The sequence below is a fragment of the Roseomonas sp. CAU 1739 genome, assembly GCF_039839775.1.
Classification (GTDB): domain Bacteria; phylum Pseudomonadota; class Alphaproteobacteria; order Acetobacterales; family Acetobacteraceae; genus Neoroseomonas.
Genome location: NZ_JBDOQQ010000014.1, coordinates 100,422 through 117,574, shown reverse-complemented (window position 1 = coordinate 117,574; position 17,153 = coordinate 100,422). Strand labels below are relative to the sequence as shown.

General features: G+C 69.6%; 12 protein-coding genes. 1 reads left to right on the top strand and 11 read right to left on the bottom strand.

Going from position 1 to position 17,153, the window contains the following annotated elements:
• Position 1: 1 nt before the first annotated feature.
• Together AAFN86_RS21000 and guaA are read right to left on the bottom strand one after the other, a co-directional pair.
• Entirely contained in the window at positions 2 to 1,261 is a 1,260-nt protein-coding gene (locus AAFN86_RS21000; RefSeq protein ID WP_347545508.1) for a M20/M25/M40 family metallo-hydrolase, read from the bottom strand.
• On the bottom strand, positions 1,258 to 2,838 hold the full coding sequence (gene guaA / locus AAFN86_RS20995; protein ID WP_347545571.1) for a glutamine-hydrolyzing GMP synthase: 1,581 nt from the start codon (positions 2,836 to 2,838) through the stop codon (positions 1,258 to 1,260). Before guaA ends, AAFN86_RS21000 begins: the two co-directional genes overlap by 4 nt.
• A 194-nt stretch (positions 2,839 to 3,032) precedes the next feature.
• Here guaA and AAFN86_RS20990 point away from each other — a divergent pair, with 194 nt between their 5' ends.
• Positions 3,033 to 3,215, top strand: a complete 183-nt coding sequence (locus AAFN86_RS20990; protein WP_347545507.1) for a hypothetical protein — start codon at positions 3,033 to 3,035, stop codon at positions 3,213 to 3,215.
• A 21-nt stretch (positions 3,216 to 3,236) separates the two neighbouring features.
• Here the strand turns inward: AAFN86_RS20990 and AAFN86_RS20985 are convergent, their stop codons facing one another.
• The 9 genes from AAFN86_RS20985 to AAFN86_RS20945 all read right to left on the bottom strand — a co-directional run bounded on the left by AAFN86_RS20985 (position 3,237) and on the right by AAFN86_RS20945 (position 17,030).
• Positions 3,237 to 3,800 carry a GNAT family N-acetyltransferase gene (locus AAFN86_RS20985; RefSeq protein ID WP_347545506.1) on the bottom strand — a complete coding sequence of 188 codons (564 nt, stop codon included), beginning with the start codon at positions 3,798 to 3,800 and terminating at the stop codon, positions 3,237 to 3,239.
• Complete coding sequence (locus AAFN86_RS20980; RefSeq protein WP_347545505.1) at positions 3,797 to 5,134, bottom strand: RsmB/NOP family class I SAM-dependent RNA methyltransferase; 1,338 nt, start codon at positions 5,132 to 5,134, stop codon at positions 3,797 to 3,799. Before AAFN86_RS20980 ends, AAFN86_RS20985 begins: the two co-directional genes overlap by 4 nt.
• Positions 5,131 to 5,808 carry a haloacid dehalogenase type II gene (locus AAFN86_RS20975; RefSeq protein ID WP_347545504.1) on the bottom strand — a complete coding sequence of 226 codons (678 nt, stop codon included), beginning with the start codon at positions 5,806 to 5,808 and terminating at the stop codon, positions 5,131 to 5,133. The genes AAFN86_RS20980 and AAFN86_RS20975 overlap by 4 nt, the downstream gene beginning before the upstream one ends.
• A 441-nt stretch (positions 5,809 to 6,249) precedes the next feature.
• Positions 6,250 to 7,755, bottom strand: a complete 1,506-nt coding sequence (guaB, locus tag AAFN86_RS20970) for an IMP dehydrogenase (RefSeq protein ID WP_347545503.1) — start codon at positions 7,753 to 7,755, stop codon at positions 6,250 to 6,252.
• A 188-nt stretch (positions 7,756 to 7,943) separates the two neighbouring features.
• On the bottom strand, positions 7,944 to 9,536 hold the full coding sequence (locus tag AAFN86_RS20965; protein WP_347545502.1) for an ABC transporter substrate-binding protein: 1,593 nt from the start codon (positions 9,534 to 9,536) through the stop codon (positions 7,944 to 7,946).
• Between the two features lie 546 nt (positions 9,537 to 10,082).
• The gene (locus AAFN86_RS20960; protein WP_347545501.1) at positions 10,083 to 11,363 is read right to left on the bottom strand and encodes an MFS transporter; all 1,281 of its coding nucleotides are present in this window, start codon (positions 11,361 to 11,363) and stop codon (positions 10,083 to 10,085) included.
• A gap of 476 nt (positions 11,364 to 11,839) precedes the next feature.
• On the bottom strand, positions 11,840 to 14,206 hold the full coding sequence (locus AAFN86_RS20955) for a tetratricopeptide repeat protein (protein WP_347545500.1): 2,367 nt from the start codon (positions 14,204 to 14,206) through the stop codon (positions 11,840 to 11,842).
• Entirely contained in the window at positions 14,203 to 15,216 is a 1,014-nt protein-coding gene (locus AAFN86_RS20950) for an HAD family hydrolase (protein WP_347545499.1), read from the bottom strand. The genes AAFN86_RS20955 and AAFN86_RS20950 overlap by 4 nt, the downstream gene beginning before the upstream one ends.
• A 128-nt stretch (positions 15,217 to 15,344) precedes the next feature.
• Positions 15,345 to 17,030 (bottom strand): arylsulfatase, encoded by a 1,686-nt coding sequence (locus AAFN86_RS20945; RefSeq protein ID WP_347545498.1) that lies wholly within the window; start codon positions 17,028 to 17,030, stop codon positions 15,345 to 15,347.
• Between the last annotated feature and the right edge of the window lie 123 nt (positions 17,031 to 17,153).

The following is a 17,153-nucleotide window of genomic DNA, read 5'->3' as shown; positions in this document are numbered from 1 at the left end:
GTCAGCCCGGCACCGAGAGATAGTCCACGGCGCACATCACCTGCAGCTTCAGCACGGCGATCGCCTCGTCGATCGTCACATGCTCGTTGTCCGTACCCATGCTGAGTGGCGACGGGCCGACGATCACCGCGGGAATGCCGCGCCAGCGCCAGTAGCGCGTGTCGGTGCCGCCCAGGCTGCACACCGGTGGGGCGTCCATGCCGAGCAACGCGCGCGTGTTGGCGCGCAGGAATCCCGCCATCTCGCCGAAGGGATCGGTGCTGCTGGCGGGGTAAGAATGATCCTCGTTGATCGCCAGCGTGCAGCCGAATTCCTCGGCCAGCGCGGGCAGTTCGCCGCGCACGCGGTCGCGGTCCGGGCCGACGGGAAAGCGCATGTCCACATGCACGGTGCAGGCGGTCGGGATCTGCGTCGCCTTGCGCCCGCCCTCGATGATGCCGGCGTTCACGGTGATGCGCAGCGCATTGTCCGCGGCCCCCTGCCCCAGGATGGCATCCGCCGCCGCGACGCTCTCGGCGGACCGCAGCACGGCAGCGAAATCCTCCGGCATCTCGGCCAGCCGGCGATGGTAGCGGTCGTACAGCGCCTGCGTCGCGGCGACGATCTGCTGGATCGGGTTGTTGGCGCGATGCGGATACCCACCATGCCCGCCCGGCCCGGTGGCCGACATCGCGAAGCGCAGCGTCCCCTTCTCCATGAAGCGGAGGTTGCCCAGGCCGCTCGGTTCGCCGTTCAGGCAGCAATCGCCGCTGACCGCCTCGGCATGTTCGTCGAACAGGTATTTGGTGCCGTAGCGCCCGCCGGATTGTTCGTCCGACACGACCGTCAGCGTCAGCGCGCCGCACAGAAGGTCGCGATGGGGATGCAGCAGGCACCAGGTCAGGATCGAGGCGAGCGTGCCCGTCTTCATGTCGGATGCACCGCGCGCGACGATGCGGCCATCCTCGATCTCGGCCGCCCATAGCCTGTCGTCGGAAACCGGGAAGACATCCATGTGCCCGTTCAGCACCAGATGCCGCCCGGGCCGCGCGGCATCCCAGCGGCCGATGATGTTGGGCATGTCCTCCCGCGCCGCGACGGTGCGATGCGGCAGGCCGAAGCGGTCGAGGATGCCGCGCACGAAATCAGCCGCCTCCCGCATGTCGCCCGGCGGGTTGACCGAGCGGATGCGCAGGAAGTCGCGCAGCAGGGCGACGACGTCGTCGCGCCGGTCGCCGATGTGACGGCAGAGTTCCGCCTTCAGATCGACGGCCGTCGTCACTCCCACTCGATCGTCCCCGGCGGCTTGCTTGTGATGTCGTAGGTCACGCGGTTGATCCCGCGCACCTCGTTCACGATGCGGTTCGACACCCGCGACAGGAACGCCATGTCGAACGGATACACATCCGCCGTCATGCCATCCGTGCTCGTCACCGCACGCAGCGCACAGGCCTGGTCATAGGTGCGGCCATCGCCCATCACGCCCACCGTGCGCACCGGCAGCAGCACCGCGAAGGCCTGCCAGATCGCGTCATACAGCCCGGCGTTGCGGATCTCCTCGAGGAAGACGGTGTCCACCTTCCGCAGCAGGTCCGCCTTTTCCCGCGTCACGTCGCCGGGGATGCGAATGGCCAGCCCTGGCCCCGGGAATGGATGGCGGCCGACGATCTCCTCGGGAATGCCAAGCTCGCGCCCCAGCACCCGCACTTCATCCTTGAACAGCTCGCGCAGCGGCTCGACCAGCTGCATGCGCATCCCTTCGGGAAGGCCGCCGACATTGTGGTGCGACTTGATCGTGACGGACGGCCCGCCGGTCGCCGAGACGCTCTCGATCACATCCGGATACAGCGTGCCCTGGGCCAGGAAATCCGCCCCGCCGAGCTTGTTCTGCTCCTCCTCGAACACCTCGATGAACAGGCGCCCGATGGTCTTGCGCTTGATCTCCGGGTCGGTGACGCCGGAAAGCTGGCCGAGGAACAGGTCCGACGCGTCGCGATGGACCAGGTGGATGTTGAAGCGGTCGCGGAAGGTCTTCACGACCTGCTCGCTCTCATTCGCCCGCATCAGCCCATGATCGACATAGATGCAGGTCAGCTGATCGCCGATCGCCTCATGGATCAGCACCGCCGCGACCGATGAATCGACACCGCCCGACAGCCCGCACACCACGCGGCCGCGGCCGACCTGCGCGCGGATCTTGGCGATGGTCTCGGCGCGATAAGCGCCCATCGTCCAGTCGCCCGAGCAGCCGCAGATGCCATGCGTGAAGTTCTTCAGCAACGCGGCGCCATGCGGCGTGTGCACCACTTCCGGGTGGAACATCGTGCCGTAGAAGCGGCGCTCATCGTCGGCGATCACCGAGAAGGGCGCACCCTCGCTGCTTGCCACCGAGCGGAACCCCGGCGGCAGCGCGGTGATGCGGTCGCCATGGGACATCCACACCTGTTCGCGTGCGCCCGGCGCCCACACCCCCTGGGTGATCGCGCATTCGCTGGTCACATCGACGAAGGCACGGCCGAATTCCCGATGGTCGGACCCTTCCACCACGCCGCCCAGCTGGGCGGCCATGGTCTGCTGCCCGTAGCAGATGCCCATCACCGGCAGTCCGAGCGTGAAGACGTGGTCCGGCGCCTTGGGGCTCGCACCCTCATTCACGCTCGCCGGGCCGCCGGACAGGATGATGCCCTTCGGTGCGAAGGCGCGGATGCGTTCCTCGGGCGCGTGGCTGAACGGCCAGATCTCGCAATAGACCCCGGTCTCGCGGAGGCGGCGCGCGATCAGCTGCGTCACCTGGCTGCCGAAGTCGAGGATCAGCACATGGTCGTGCCGGGCGGGGGCGGTAGCGGTGGGGTCGGCCATGGCGGCGTGAAGCACAGGCGCGCGCTTCCGGCAAGACGAGTCGCGCCAGGACCCGGCCGCCTGGGCCTGCGAGCCGGTCCGCGCCCCGCCGAAGGCCCGCCGCTGACGGGCGGGCACCGGCCGGAGCCGGGGCCATGCGGCCCCAATGCAACTTTCAGGCGCGCCGGACGCTCAGCCCGCGAAGGAGACAACCGATGTCGCTTCTGCTGATCATCATCCTGCTGTTCCTGCTCCTGGGCGGGGGCGGCTTCTACGGATACCGGTCGGGGTATTATGGCGGCGGCGGCCTGGGCGGCATCCTCGGCCTGCTGCTCATCGTGCTGGTGCTTTACCTGGTGTTCGGCGGTGCCTTCATGGGCGGTCCCGTGGTGCCGTAGCCCCACGCGGCGGCCCGGCCGCTACCGGTCCTGCACCGGGGCGGTCGCGGCCAGCAGCGCCTCGATCGGGTCCCACACGAAGGCGGCCTGCTGCACCGTCTTGCCGCCGACGCGCACCTCGTCATGCGCCACCTCGCGGCCGCCCAGGTGCTGATAGAACCAGCGCGTCGGGTTGTCGGCCAGCACCCACAGCATGGCGGACCGGCAGCCCACCGCGCGCAGATGCGCCCCCATCGCCCGCATCAGCCGCCGCCCGGCCCCGCGTTCCCGCCAATCCTCCAGGAGGTAGAGTGTCTCGACCTCCCCTTCCGCCAGGCCAGGACGGCGCGACCGCCCACCGGAGGCGAAGCCGACCACCTCGGCGCCGCCGGGCGCCTCGACGCCGCCAGCCGCGGCGACGAACACCGCGTGGCCCTCGCGCCGGTCGAGCACCGCCCGCTGGTAGAACCCGGCCAGACGCTGCGCCGACAGCCCCGCCAGATAGGCATCGGGCAGGATGCCGGCATAGCTGCTCCGCCAGACCGCCGCATGGATCTCCCCGATCGCCTGCGCGTCGGAGGGGCGGGCCCGGCGGATGCTGATCACGCGCTGCGCTCCAGCACCGCGCAGAAGAAGCCATCCGTTCCCTGGCCGCCGGGGGAAAGGCTCAGCCACGGACCGGCGCAGGGCAGGTCCACGCCCGGGCGCAGTTCCGACCACAGCCGTTCCAGCGGAACCGGCAAGAAGCCGGGGGCACGCGCCAGGAAGCGGTCCATCTGCTCTTCATTCTCCTGCGGCAGGAGTGAACAGGTAGCGTAGACCAGCCTGCCACCCGGACGCACGAGTTCCGAGGCCCTGTCGAGAATGTCATGCTGCACCACGACAAGCTCGGCGAGGTCCTCAGGCCGGGTGCGCAGCCGCCCATCCGGGTTGCGCCGCCAGGTGCCGGTGCCGGTGCAGGGCGCATCGACCAGCACGCGGTCGAAGGACCCCGCCCGCCGCTTGGCCCAGCGGTCGCCGGGTGCCAGCAGGTGGCGCTCGGCATTGTCCACGCCCGCGCGCTTCAGCCGCTTGGCCGCCCCCTCCAGCCGCGCCGCGGAGGTATCGCAGGCGGTGATCTTGCCCCGGTTGCCCATGGAAGCGGCCATCGCCAGCGTCTTGCCCGCGGCGCCCGCACAGTAGTCCGCGACGCGCATCCCCGGCCGCGCATCCGCCAGCAGGGCGATCAACTGGCTGCCTTCGTCCTGCACCTCGACCAGCCCGTCGCGATAGGCCTTGGTGCCGGTCACCGGCCGGCGGGACGGCAGCCGCAAACCCCAGGGGGACATCGGCGTCGGCACCACCGCCAGGCCCTCACCCGCCAGCAGCACGGCGGCGGCATCGCGATCCCCGCGCAGAAGGTTGACGCGCAGGTCGAGCGGCGCCTCGACCTCCAGCGCCGCGGCTTCCCTGGCCAGGCCCGCGCCGAAGCGGGCGGACAGCGCCGGCAGGACCCAGTCGGGCAGGTTCAGCCGTGGCCCGTCGGGCATGGCCGGGTCGATCAGCGGCCGGCCATCCAGCGACGCCGCGACCCGCCGCTCCGCTGCATCGAGCGCGGCCGGCCCGTAATGCGAATCATCGAAGGCGGCCTCCGCCGCCTGGCGCCCGCGGCCATGGTCGCCGCTGCGGCCCAACAGCATCTGCGCCAGCAGCAGCAGGCGCGCCGTCGGCGCCGCGCCCAGCCGCCCCAGGTGCCATTCCAGGCGTAGCTTCTGCCGCACCACGCCCCAGGCGAGTTCGGACACCACGCGCCGGTCGCCACCACCGATGAAGCGGCGGGTGCGGAAGAAGTCGCTTGCCACGGCATCGGCCGGGCGGCGGCGCGCCTCGGGCGCGAAGCATTGCTCCTCGAGCGTCTTGAGCAGGTCGATCGCGGCGGCAATCCGGGCGGAGGGGGTCACGCGAGCAGGCCGGGAAGGCCGGCGAGGTCGCGCAACTCCGGCACGCCGGCCTCGGCCAGGCCGTATTCGTCGGGCGCGCCCGTACGGTTCACCCGCACCACGCGCATCCCGAAGGCCAGTGCGGCCTGCGCATCCCAAGCATTGCCCGACACGAAGACCAAATCGTCCGGCGCACAGCCGAACTGACGCGTCGCCAGGCGATAGACTCGCGGATCGGGCTTGAAGACGGCGACGGATTCCACGCTCAGTATCTCATCCAGCAAAGTTTCGATCCCCGCGGCGGCGACGGCATCCGCCAGCATCCCAGGCGTTCCGTTCGACAATATGGCAGTCGTGATGCCGCCACCGCGCAGGGCGCGCAGCATGGCGGGTACCTCGGGATAGGCAGGCAAGGTGCTGTAGGCCTGCATCAATTCCTTCTGCAGCGGCGCGTCGTCGATGCCATGGTTGGCGAAGACGAAGGCCAGCGCGTCGCGCGTGCAAAGCCAGAAATTCTCATAATGCGCCGCACCGGTCAGGCTACGCACCCAGCTGTATTCGAGCTGCTTCGCCCGCCATTCGGACGACAGCAGCGGCCAGCGGTCGCCCAGCCGCACGGCCTGGGCAGCCATGGCGGCATTGACGTCGAGCAGCGTGCCATAGGCGTCGAAAACAACCGCTTCCGGGGCGGGCATGCGGCATTCCTCCTGGAGTCACGCCAACGTCGCGCGAAGCGCGGCGGCGCGGCAAGGTTGGTGTTGGGGTGGCGAGGCCTGGGCTGGCGGGTCTTGGCTTGTGCGCGCTGGTGCTGGGAAGGATGGAGAGGGGCTCTGCCCCTCTCCAGACCTCACCCCGCCAAAGGCCTAAGGGCCTCTGGACACCTCGATTTGGCGTTGGGGACGGAGGGTGGAGACATCGGTGACTGCGCTGTTGGGCCGGCTCCGGAGAACATCGGCATTCAAGCCTGCCGCGGTGCCGGGATGCCCGCCCCGCCTGGCGCCAGGTGGCTGTTCCCAAAGGCCCATAGGGCTTTTGGGTCCGAAGAAGCGCAAGGCCCTCTCTGGGGTTCCGCGCCACAGCGCCTTGCGCGAATGGAGCAGCGCCCCTTTCAATCCATCAACGAGGTCCGAAGTCGCTCAGCCCTCCGCGCGATAGTTCGGCGCTTCCCGTGTGATCGCCACGTCGTGCACATGGGATTCGCGAAGCCCCGCGCCGGTAATGCGCCGGAACCTCGCATTGGTCTGCAGGTCAGGCACCGTCGCGCAGCCCGTGTAGCCCATCGCGGCGCGCAGCCCGCCGACCATCTGGTGCACCACCGTGCCCACCGGGCCCTTGTATCCCACGCGGCCCTCGATGCCTTCCGGCACCAGCTTCAGCGTGTCCTGCACCTCGGCCTGGAAGTAGCGGTCCGCCGAACCGCGGGCCATCGCGCCCAGGCTGCCCATGCCGCGATACGACTTGTAGGAGCGGCCCTGGTAGAGGAACACCTCGCCCGGCGCTTCGTCGGTGCCGGCGAAGACGCTGCCCATCATGGCGCAATCCGCGCCGGCGGCGATCGCCTTGGCCAGGTCGCCCGAGGTGCGGATGCCGCCATCGGCGATCACCGGCACGCCCTTCTCCCGCGCCGCGGCGGAGCTTTCCATTACCGCGGTCAGCTGCGGCACGCCGACGCCGGCGACGATGCGCGTGGTGCAGATCGACCCCGGGCCGATGCCGACCTTCACTGCGTCCGCGCCGGCCTCGATCAGCGCCAACGCGCCTTCAGGCGTGGCGACATTGCCTGCGACCACCTGGACGGAATTGGACAGGCGCTTGATGCGCTCCACCGCCTCCATCACGCCGCCCGAATGGCCATGGGCGGTATCGACCACCACCACATCGACCTCGGCGGCGATCAGCAGTTCCGCACGGCGGAAGCCGTCCTCCCCCACCCCGGTCGCGGCACCGACGCGCAGGCGGCCCATGGCGTCCTTCACCGCGTTGGGATTGGCCTGCGCCTTGTCCATGTCCTTGACGGTCACCAGGCCGACGCAGCGATAGGCGTCGTCCACCACCAGCAGCTTCTCGATGCGATGCTTGTGCAGCAGGGCGCGGGCTTCGTCGGGGCGCACCTCGGGGCTGGTGGTGATCAGGTTCTCCCGCGTCATCAGTTCATAGACACGCAGGTTGGGGTCGGTGGCGAAACGCACGTCGCGGTTGGTGACGATGCCCACCAGGCGGCCCGACCCGCGCTCGACCACCGGGATGCCGCTGATGCGGTAGCGGTCCTGCAGGGCGCGGACCTCGGCCAGCGTCTGGTCGGGATGGACCGTCAGCGGGTTCACCACCATGCCCGATTCGAACTTCTTGACCTGGCGGACCTGGGCGGCCTGTTCCTCGGGCGTCAGGTTCTTGTGGATGACGCCGATGCCGCCGGCCTGGGCCATGGCGATGGCCATGTTGCCCTCCGTGACCGTGTCCATCGCCGCGGAGATCAGCGGGATGTTCAGCGCGATCTCCCGCGTCATGCGGGTGCGCGTGTCGGTGTGGGAGGGCAGCACCGTGGAATAGGCCGGCACCAGCAACACGTCGTCGAAGGCGTAGGCCTCCTCGATCATGCGCATGCCGCGGCGGGGGGTGTCGTTCGTGCTGTCGGGAGCCATGGGGGACCTTTCAACGATCCTAACCTTGGCGGCCCTCCTTAATCGCGGGGGGCGGGTTGGGCAAGCGGCGGTTATGTGGCGGCAGCGATGCAGCGGCCGCCGATCGACAGGACCGGGCGCGGGAGAGAATGCGGGGGCGACGCCGCCTCGGGGGGTGCGGGCATTCCCCCCGAAGCCGCGGCCAGGGCTCACCGGGCCGGGCGCACGCCCATGGCGATGGTGCGTTCATCCATGCGCGGGTCATGGGTCAGGCCGCGCCGGACGGCCCAGGTGTTCACATACTGGATCAACTGGATCAGCGGTTCCTCCTGCGCATAGAGGGCGACCGCCTCATGCCAGATCGCCTCGCGCCGTTCATCGTCGAGGGTGGCGGAACCGCGCGCGGCCAGTTCGTCGAAGGCCGGGCCGGAGAAGCGGGCGTTGTTGTTCGCACCGGTCAGCAACTGACGGTTGTTGGTCGCCAGGGTGTTGATCAGGAAGTTCGACCCCTCGCCGGTCGAACTGCCCCAGGCGGCCATCTGCATGGCGTATTCGATGCGCGCGCGGCGGGGGACGAAGGCAGTCCAGGGCAGGGCCTCGACCTGCACGCGAACGCCGATGCGGGTCCACATCTGGGCGATCGCCTGGGTCAGGCGGGCATCGTTGGGCCAGCGGTCGTTCGGCGTGTGGACGGTGACGCGGAAGCCGTTGGCATAGCCGGCCTCGGCCAGCAGGCGGCGGGCGCCGTCGGGGTCGAAGGCGCGCGGGCGGATGTTCGCATTGTAGCCGAAGGCACCTTCGGGCAGCCATTGCGCGGTGGCCGTCGCGGCACCTTCCATGACCTGTTCCACCAGCGCCTGGCGGTTGATCGCCATCGACAGGGCGCGACGGACGCGTACGTCCTTGAAGGGGTTCACCGGCAGCGGCGTGCCGGCATTGTCCGTGATCAGCGGGGTGCCGCCGTCGCGGGTGTAGTCGGGCGCCATGTAGACGGTGCGGGTGCTGGCGATCTCGGTGACCGTCACGCGCGGTTCGCGGCGCAGCCGGGCGAGGTCGGAGGTGGGCACCTGCTCGATCAGGTCGAGGTCGCCGGCGAGCAGCGCCGCCGTCCGCGCGGCGTCGTTGCTGACGATGCGGTAGTTCACGCGGGCCCAGGGTTCGGCGCCGGCGAAATAGGCGTCATTGCGGGCGAGTTCGATGCGGTCCCCGGAGCGGTAGGAGACCAGGCGATAGGGGCCGGTGCCGACCGCCGCGCGGCCGGTGTTGTAGTCCTCGGAGGACGCGCCCTCGGCGGCGTGGCGCGCGATGATGGAGACCGAGGCAAGATCCAGCGGCATCAGCGGATGCGGCCGCGCGGTGTGCAGGCGCAGCGTGTACTGGTCCACCACCTCGACCCGGGTGATGGCGCGCAGGAAGCCGCCGAAGCCGCCGGGGCTGTTGGGCACGTTGGGGACGCGGGCGAAGGTGAAGACCACGTCGTCGGCGGTGAAGGGGCGGCCATCGTGCCAGGTCACGCCCTCGCGCAGCTTGAATTCCCAGACGGTGTCGGACACGACGCGCCAGGACGCAGCGAGCGAGGGATGCGGGCGCGCCCGGCCATCGCGTTCCACCAGGCGGTCGAAGATATGCATGGTCAGCGCGTTGTTCGGCCCGACATTGTGGAAATGCGGGTCGATGGTGGTGACCGGGGCGGCGGAGCCGATGGTCAGCGTCTGCGCCCGGGCGGGCGCGGCGGCGAGCACGGCGGCAAGGCCCAAGGCGGCGACGAACGGGGCGGCGGTGATGGGGGTCCGGCGGGGCATGGTGGTCTTCTCCGTATCCTCTGCCCGGCGTCTGGGGCCGGGTCTTGGCGGCATGCTGACACGGATGGCGGCGATGCATAGCCTGCGGATGCGGTGGGAAGGCGAGAAGAGGACGACGCGGGCGGCGAACCGGGCGACACCCGGCGCTTCAGCATCGTCCATGCGTCGCGACGTGTCGGTTTCGGACAAAATACCGGACCGCAGAATCCGTGCGTGCCGACTTGCTCCCCTTGGAAAGCGGCGGGCGGATGCGAGGCTTCAAAGAGCGCGTGACGGCATAGGCCGACAAGGACATTAATCCTATAACCACACGTCGTCTTTGTCCAGTCACTTGAGGCGCCAAGGCAGGCGGGTGTGCTCGCCGGGTTTTGCACCCAGGACGCAGGCGCATGGGATGCCAGGTAAGATTGCGGTTTCGGTGATCAGCGGCGCTCACGCCCGCCACTTCCCCCGGACATCGCGATCCCTCACCGACCACCCGAGCACCAATCCACAATCGCTAGGAAGGGAGGGGGATTCGGGGGCAGAGCCTCTGCGTAACGCCCCTCAAACGGCCTTCACCACCCGCCCTCGCGCATCATGCAGCGTCAACACCGCCAGCGCCGCGCTCACGCTGATCATCCCGACGGTGATGAAGGCTGGCCCGTAGCTGCCGGCCACGTCCCGCCACACGCCGCCCATGGCGGCTGACACGGCGCTGCCAAGCTGATGGGCGGCGAAGGCCCAGCCGAAGACGATGGCGGCTTTCTCCGGGCCGAAGTGCAGGGCCGCGAGCTTCACGGTGGGCGGGACGGTCGCGACGTAGTCCAGGCCGAAGAAGATCGCGAAGAGGGTCAGCGAGTAAAGGTCGAAGCTGCTGAAGGGCAGCCAGATCAGAGAGAGGCCGCGCAGGCCATAGTACCAGCCGAGCAGGGCGCGGTTGTCGAAGCGGTCGGACAGCCAGCCGGACGCGACCGTGCCCATGAAGTTGAAGATCCCCATCATGGCGAGGAAGGAGGCGGCGGTGACGGCGGACACGCCCATGTCGCCGCAGAAGGGGATGAAGTGCTGATTGACGATGCCGGTGGAGGACAGGCCGCAGATGAAGAAGGTGCCGGCGAGGACCCAGAACACCCGGTTGCGCAGGGATTCGCCGAGGACCGACAGGCTGAGAGTGACGATGTTGGCGGCGGCGGGCACGGTGGGGGGTGTGATCGCCTTGGCGCCGTAGGGTGGCAGGTTCACCTGGGCGGGCCAGTCCCGGGCGAGCAGCAGGTATAGCGTGACGCAGATGGCGAGCCCGATGATCGCGGGCAGGATGGCCATGCGCCAGCCGTAGTTGGCGGCAAGTGCGGCGGCGGCCGGCAGGAAAGTGAGCTGCCCGGCGGCGAAGGCCGCGGTGAGCATGCCCATCACCAGGCCGCGGCGCTCGGCGAACCAGCGGTTGGCGACGGTGGCGGACAGCACCAGGGCGACCATGCCGGCGGCGCCGCCGAGGGCGGCGAGGCAGGTCCAAACCTGCCAGGGTTCGGTGACCTGCGTCAGGCCGATGACGGCGATGACGGCGATGGTGGCGGCGGTCGAGACGACGCGGCGCAGGCCGTGGCGGATCATGAGCGCGCCGGCGAAGGGGGCCATCAGGGCGAACAGGCAGAACATGACGCCCATCGCGCCAGAGACAGCGCCGCGGCCCCAGCCGAATTCCTCGGTCATCGGCACCAGCAGGACGCCGGGCAGGCTGACGGCGGCGGAGGTGCAGACGGACACGAGGAAGGTGAGGGCGACCATCACCCAGCCGTAGTGGATGCCGTGGCGGGCGAGGCGCGTGGCGAGATGGGTAGCGAGCATGGCGACGGCGCTTCCAGCGTTTGGTGGAAGGGGACGCCGATCGCAGCGGGCCCGCAAGGCCATAATCTGGACTGCCGCCCGTACCGGCGGGGCGATGGGCCGCGTCGTCTCACTGGAGCGACGGCCCGACCGACCGAAAGTGCAGGAACCTGAGTTTCCTGCCGGGTTGCAGGGTGGGGGCACATAACCGCTATACCGAACGCGCCTCGACCCGCCATAAGCGCAGGCGCTGCGTGGCTTGAGTGCCCGTTTGCAAGTCCAAGAGCGGGGACGTCCAAGCGACGATCCCACTTCGTGGCGATCACGCTACCAACTTCGGAGTGACCGATGCGATGCGCACATGGCTCCGGTCAACACGGATCGGGCACGCCGATGCAGGACGCCCGCGGTGTTGTGGACAGGCTCTGCATTCGGCCGGACGCCTCGACCTGACAGGCCGAACGGGCCCTGCCCGGCGCCGCGCCTTCGCGGGCTGATCAGCGCAGCCCGGGAACCTGCCGCCGCAGTTGCCGCAGTTGCTGCAACAGCGCCGCCGCCTCGCGGTCCTGCGGATTGGCCTGCACCGCCTGGGCTGCCAGCCGCTCGGCCTCGGTGATGTTGCCGCGGTCGCGTTCCAGGCTCGCCAAGGCGACCAGCAGGTCGCGCTGGCCGGGGTGGCGCAGCAGGGCGGCGCGCAGCGTCTCCATGGCCTCGGGCCCGCGGCCGAGGTCGTTCAGCGCGATGGCGTAGACATAGGCGTAGCGCGGCCGGTCCGGTGCCAGTGCCGCGGCGCGACCCAGCGGGCCGAGCGAGTCCGGCGCCCGGCCGGCGCGCACCCGCGTCAGGCCCAGCGCGTGGTATGCCTCCGCACTGTCGGGATGGGCGGCGATACCGCGGTTCAGCAGCGCTTCCGCCGCATCGAAGCGCCGTCGGCGATTCTCGAAATCCGCCATGTTCACCAGCGCCGGCAGGAAGCCGGGGTCCAGGCGCAGCGCGTCGCGATAGGCCGCCTCGGCCGCCGCCGCATCCCCGCGTGCGGCGAACAGCCCGGCGAGGTTCACATGCGATTCCGGGCGTTCGGCGGCGACGCGCTCGCTGGCGAGCAGTTCATCCCAGGCGCGGGCGAAATCGGCGCGCGAGGCTTCGGGGATGGCCTGCGGCGGGATCGGGGCGAGGATGCGCGCTGCCTCGATGCGCACCAGCCGTGTCGGGTCCGCCAGCAGCGACAAGGCATGCTGGCGGTTGCGCGGATCAATGCCGGCCAGTGCGCGCAGCGCGGCGGCACGCACCAGCGGGTCCGGATCGCGCAGCGACAGCACGATGGCCTGGGCGGCGTCGTTGCCGGCCGGTGCAGGCAGCAGGGTAAGGGCGGTGGCGCGCAGGATTGCCGGCTCCGCCTGGTTCTGCGCCAGGGCGGCGAGCGCGGGCACCGCACCGGGATCGCCGCGCCGGCCCGCGGCGATGGCCAACGCCGGATGCGGCGTCTGCCGCCGCGTCGGCCCGAACCAACCGCGGATCTGCTGCGCCGCCCAGGCCGGCTGGCGACCCACATGGCAGGTGGTGCAGGCATCCGGCGCGCCGATGGTGGTTGCGATATCGGGGCGCGGGACGCGGAAGCCGTGATCGCGCCGGCCATCCACGCCCATATAGGTGACCTGCGGCATGTGGCAGGACGCGCATTGCGCGCCCGCGCTGCCCTGCGGGTGGTGATGATGGTCCGCTGTGTCGAAGCGCGCGGGCAGGTGGCATTGCGCGCAGACGGCGTTGCCTTCGGCGCGCAGGCGCTGGCTGTGCGGGTCGTGGCAATCGGCGCAGACCACGCCGGCACGCTGCATGCGGCTTTGGGCGAAGCTTCCCCATTCGAAGACCTCGCCGTCGATCTGGCCATCGGCGTGGTACAGGCCGCGATCGAGCAGCGCTGGCGCGTGGGTGTCGAGAAAACGCGCGCCCGGCAGCGGATCCGCGGTGATGGGCCGCGCGCGAGCATGGCAGGGGGCGCAGATCTCGGCCTGAGCCTCCGCCTGGCGCGGCGGGCCCTCCCAATGCGCGATGCCGCGCGGGTCTGCCTCCGAAAAGCGCCAGGCACCGCCCGATGCATCACGCAGTGCGACCTCGAGCCCGAGTAAAGGCGCCTCCGGGCGCGGATCGGCCTGCGCCCAGGCGACATGCGCGGCACCCCGCCCATGGCAGGATTCGCAACCGACGCTGATCTCGGTCCATGTCGTGTCGTAGCGGTCGGTGGCGGCGTCATAGCCGCGCTGCACGCCGGTGGAATGGCAGGCGGCGCACATGAAGTTCCAATTCTGGTCGCGTCCGGTCCAGTGCAACGGGTCGCCCGCATGCAGGGATTCGTTGGGCAGCAGGTGATACCAGCGCTGGCCGCCGGCCTCGCGCGGTCGCGTGTCCCAGGCCCAGGGCAGCGCCTGGCGGCGGCCATCGGGGAACAGCACCAGATACTGCTGCAGCGGATCGACGCCGAAGGTCTCGGTCACGGTGACATCGGTGGTCACGCCGCCGGGTCCGTCGGTGCGGACGATGAAGCGGTCGCCGTCACGGCGGAAGGTGGCGCTGCGATCGCGATCGGTGACCGTCACGCCGGAAAAGTCGCCGAGCACCGTCTGCGGCGTCGCCGCCGCCATCGCGCGGGCGTGGTCACTGTCTTGCCAGGCGGCCGCCTGCGGCGCGTGGCAGGTGGCACAGGTGGCGGAGCCGACGAAGCCCTCGGCGGCGCGCTGATGGGCCTGGACGGGCGCGGCGATGCGGAAGCCGGCGCCCTGGCCCGACAGGATGGCGGCAATCGCGAAGCACAGCACCACCCCACCCAGCATGGCGAGGGCGGCCAGGACACGCTGCGTCGCGGTCATGCGCCCGGGAAGATCCGCAGCCAATCATCCTTCATCGAGATAACCTTCCAGCCCGCGGCCGGGGCGAGGGTCAGCCCGCGATCCAGCCGCCCGATATGCGTATCCCGATCATAGGCATATTCGCGCACCGCGTCGTCATGGTGGACGAGCAGGCCAAGCCGCTGGCCTGGGCTGGTGGTGGTGTATTGCAGCATCTCGACATCGCCATCGGAATTGCCGAAGGCGAGGATGGGACGACGACCGATGAAGCGACCGATGCCGACCGGCTTGCCGGGGCCGTCATCCACCGCATCGATGGCCGGCAGGCGGAACAGTTCGGAGGTCCCGTCGGGCAGCAGGCGGAATTCGGTTCTGATGGTCGATCCCACCACGCGGTCGAGCGCGACGTCGTAGGTCGGCCGGCTGAAGGCGCGGACGAAGTCCTGCCCGCCGCCGGTGACGATCCATACCGCGAAGCCTTGCTGCCGCAGCAGCCGCATCACCTCCAGCATCGGCTGGTAGATCAGTTGCGTGTAGGGGCGGTTGAAGCGCGGGTGGCGCGCCGTCGCGAGCCATCGCGTGACGATCCCGTTGAAGGCCTGCTGGGACATGCCGGCATGGGTGATGCCGATGATCTCGGCGAGGGCGCGCTCGCCGCCGGCCATCAGCGTGCGCATGTCGCCTTCGATCGCGGCCTTGAAGGGCTGCCGTTCGGCCAGGGATGCGTCGCTGCGCGCCATCTCCTTCAGCCGGTCGATGGCGAAGACGAACTGCGTATAGAGCGGCTGTTCGACCCACAGCGTGCCGTCATTGTCGAAGACGGCGACGCGGTCGGCGGGGGCGACGAAATCGGGCGTGCCGGGCTGCGCGGCGCGGCGGATCGCGGCAAGGATGGCGCGCTTGGTCGGGCTGTCGCGCCAGGACGGGAGTGGGTCGCGCGTGGTCTGTGCCTCGGCCGCGGGAGCCGCGGTCAGTGCAAGGGTCATCGCGGCAAGCGATCGGCGTGCGAAGGCCATGGGTGCAAGGGTCATGTCGGCGCCCTCCGATGCGATGTGACTGCGGTTGCCGTTGCGGCCAGCCTCGCCGAAATCCGGCCTGAAACAAAACCGCCGGTGCTCATGCGGCACCGGCGGCCTTGCTTGTCGAAGTCGGGCGAGGACTAGTTGCTCCGGCCGCGCGCCGCGGCGATGGCGGCTTCGATCTGCGCCCGCACCACCTCCATGTTGAAGGAGGCGCCACGCTGCATCGGCGGGTATTCGACGAAGGATTGCGCGTAGCGCGCCACCTCCTGCTGGACGAAGACGAAGCGCCAGAAATTGTCCAGGAAGAAGGAGTAGAAATTCAGCGAGCCCTGCGCGCCGCTCGGCAGGCCCATCCGCTCGAACGGGTCGAGGCGGAGGTTGACGATGATCGGCCAATCCACCCGCACCGTGCCGCCGAGCCAGCCCTGCGGCTGGTCGATGAAGCGGTACTTGTAGTCGTTGATCCGCACCGCACCGAGCGTGCTCTCGGTGAAGTAGAAGATCTCGTTGCGCGCGGACGGCCCCTGCCCGGTCAGCATCCGGGTCTGGTCGTAGCCATCGAGGAAGTTGCGGTAGGTGCGCCCGCCCAGATCGACGCCGGCGCGCAGCTGGTCGCGGATGTTCGGGTTGCCCGCGGCGGTGAGCAGCGTCGGCAGCCAGTCGAGCCCAGACATGATGCCGTTCTGCACCGTGCCCGGTGCCACGCGGCCCGGCCAGCGGATGATCATCGGCACGCGGAAGCCGCCTTCCAGCGCCTGGCCCTTGCCGCCGGCGAAGGGGGTGTTGCCGCCATCGGGCCAAGTGAAGTTTTCAGCACCGTTGTCGGTGGTGAAGACGACGATGGTGTTCCGGTCCAGCCCACGGGTCCGCAGGTGATTCATCACCGCGCCGATATTGTCGTCCATCTGCGCCATGCCGGCTTCCTGGATGGACCAGCCATTCTCGCCATTCCGCCGCGCCTGGTATTCCGGCGACAGATGCGTCTGGACGTGCATCCGCGTGGGATTCATCCAGACGAAGAACGGCTTGTTCGCCGCCACCGACTGATCGATGAAGCGGATCACGTTGTCGCGGATGACCTCGTCGAAGGTCTCCATGTTGTACTGGATGCCTGGGCGCGGATGCGGCGGCAGCGGCCCTTCATCGACGATGCGCTGGCGTCCGATGCGGCCCCAGCGGGGCTGTTCGGTCGCGTCGTCCACATCGGTCGCGAAGGACCGCACCAAGTTGCGCGGGCCGACCTGGTTGAGCAGCGCCGGCGGATAGTTCGGCGAGAACGGGTCCTGCATGGCATCGAGGTGATAGAGGTAGCCGAAAAACTCATCGAAGCCATGCAGCGTCGGCAGGAACTGGTTGAGATCGCCGAGGTGATTCTTGCCGAACTGGCCGGTCGCATAGCCCTGCGCGCGCAGCGCGGTCGCGACTGTCACCGCCTCTGCCGGGATGCCAAGGGTCGATCCGGCCTGGCCGACCGTGGTCAGGCCGGTGCGGATCGGCAGCATGCCGGTGATGAAATTGGCACGGCCGGCGGTGCAGGAGGCTTCCGCGTAATAGTCGGTGAACATCATCCCCTCGGCCGCGAGCTGGTCGAGGTTGGGAGTCCGCCCGGCCATCAGGCCACGATGGTAGGCGCCGATGTTCCACATGCCGATATCGTCGCCCATGATGAACAGGATGTTCGGGCGGGCGGCGGCCGGCTGGGCTGGTGCTGCAGGCTGAGTTGGCGTCGCCGGTTGCGCGGCCAGCGGACCGGCCACGATGAGCGCGGCGATGGCACCGAATACGCCCGCCACCCATCGGCGGGATGCCGTGTGTTGCTGCATCTTCGCAGATCCTCCCCAGGGACAGGGCCACAACGACCGTTGTCCGACCGTATCATGGTGCCTGGGGCAAGGCGGGGCGCCTATGCAGAATTCGTCGCATTCTCAACTGACGCACTGTTGAAC

What these genes read in the sequence shown, in the direction of transcription:
- guaA (WP_347545571.1), bottom strand. Translation starts at nt 2,838, where the DNA reads ATGGCCGACCCCACCGCTACCGCCCCCGCCCGGCACGACCATGTGCTG.
- AAFN86_RS20990 (WP_347545507.1), top strand. Translation starts at nt 3,033, where the DNA reads ATGTCGCTTCTGCTGATCATCATCCTGCTGTTCCTGCTCCTGGGCGGG.
- AAFN86_RS20975 (WP_347545504.1), bottom strand. Translation starts at nt 5,808, where the DNA reads ATGCCCGCCCCGGAAGCGGTTGTTTTCGACGCCTATGGCACGCTGCTC.
- guaB (WP_347545503.1), bottom strand. Translation starts at nt 7,755, where the DNA reads ATGGCTCCCGACAGCACGAACGACACCCCCCGCCGCGGCATGCGCATG.
- AAFN86_RS20965 (WP_347545502.1), bottom strand. Translation starts at nt 9,536, where the DNA reads ATGCCCCGCCGGACCCCCATCACCGCCGCCCCGTTCGTCGCCGCCTTG.
- AAFN86_RS20960 (WP_347545501.1), bottom strand. Translation starts at nt 11,363, where the DNA reads ATGCTCGCTACCCATCTCGCCACGCGCCTCGCCCGCCACGGCATCCAC.
- AAFN86_RS20955 (WP_347545500.1), bottom strand. Translation starts at nt 14,206, where the DNA reads ATGACCGCGACGCAGCGTGTCCTGGCCGCCCTCGCCATGCTGGGTGGG.
- AAFN86_RS20950 (WP_347545499.1), bottom strand. Translation starts at nt 15,216, where the DNA reads ATGACCCTTGCACCCATGGCCTTCGCACGCCGATCGCTTGCCGCGATG.
- AAFN86_RS20945 (WP_347545498.1), bottom strand. Translation starts at nt 17,030, where the DNA reads ATGCAGCAACACACGGCATCCCGCCGATGGGTGGCGGGCGTATTCGGT.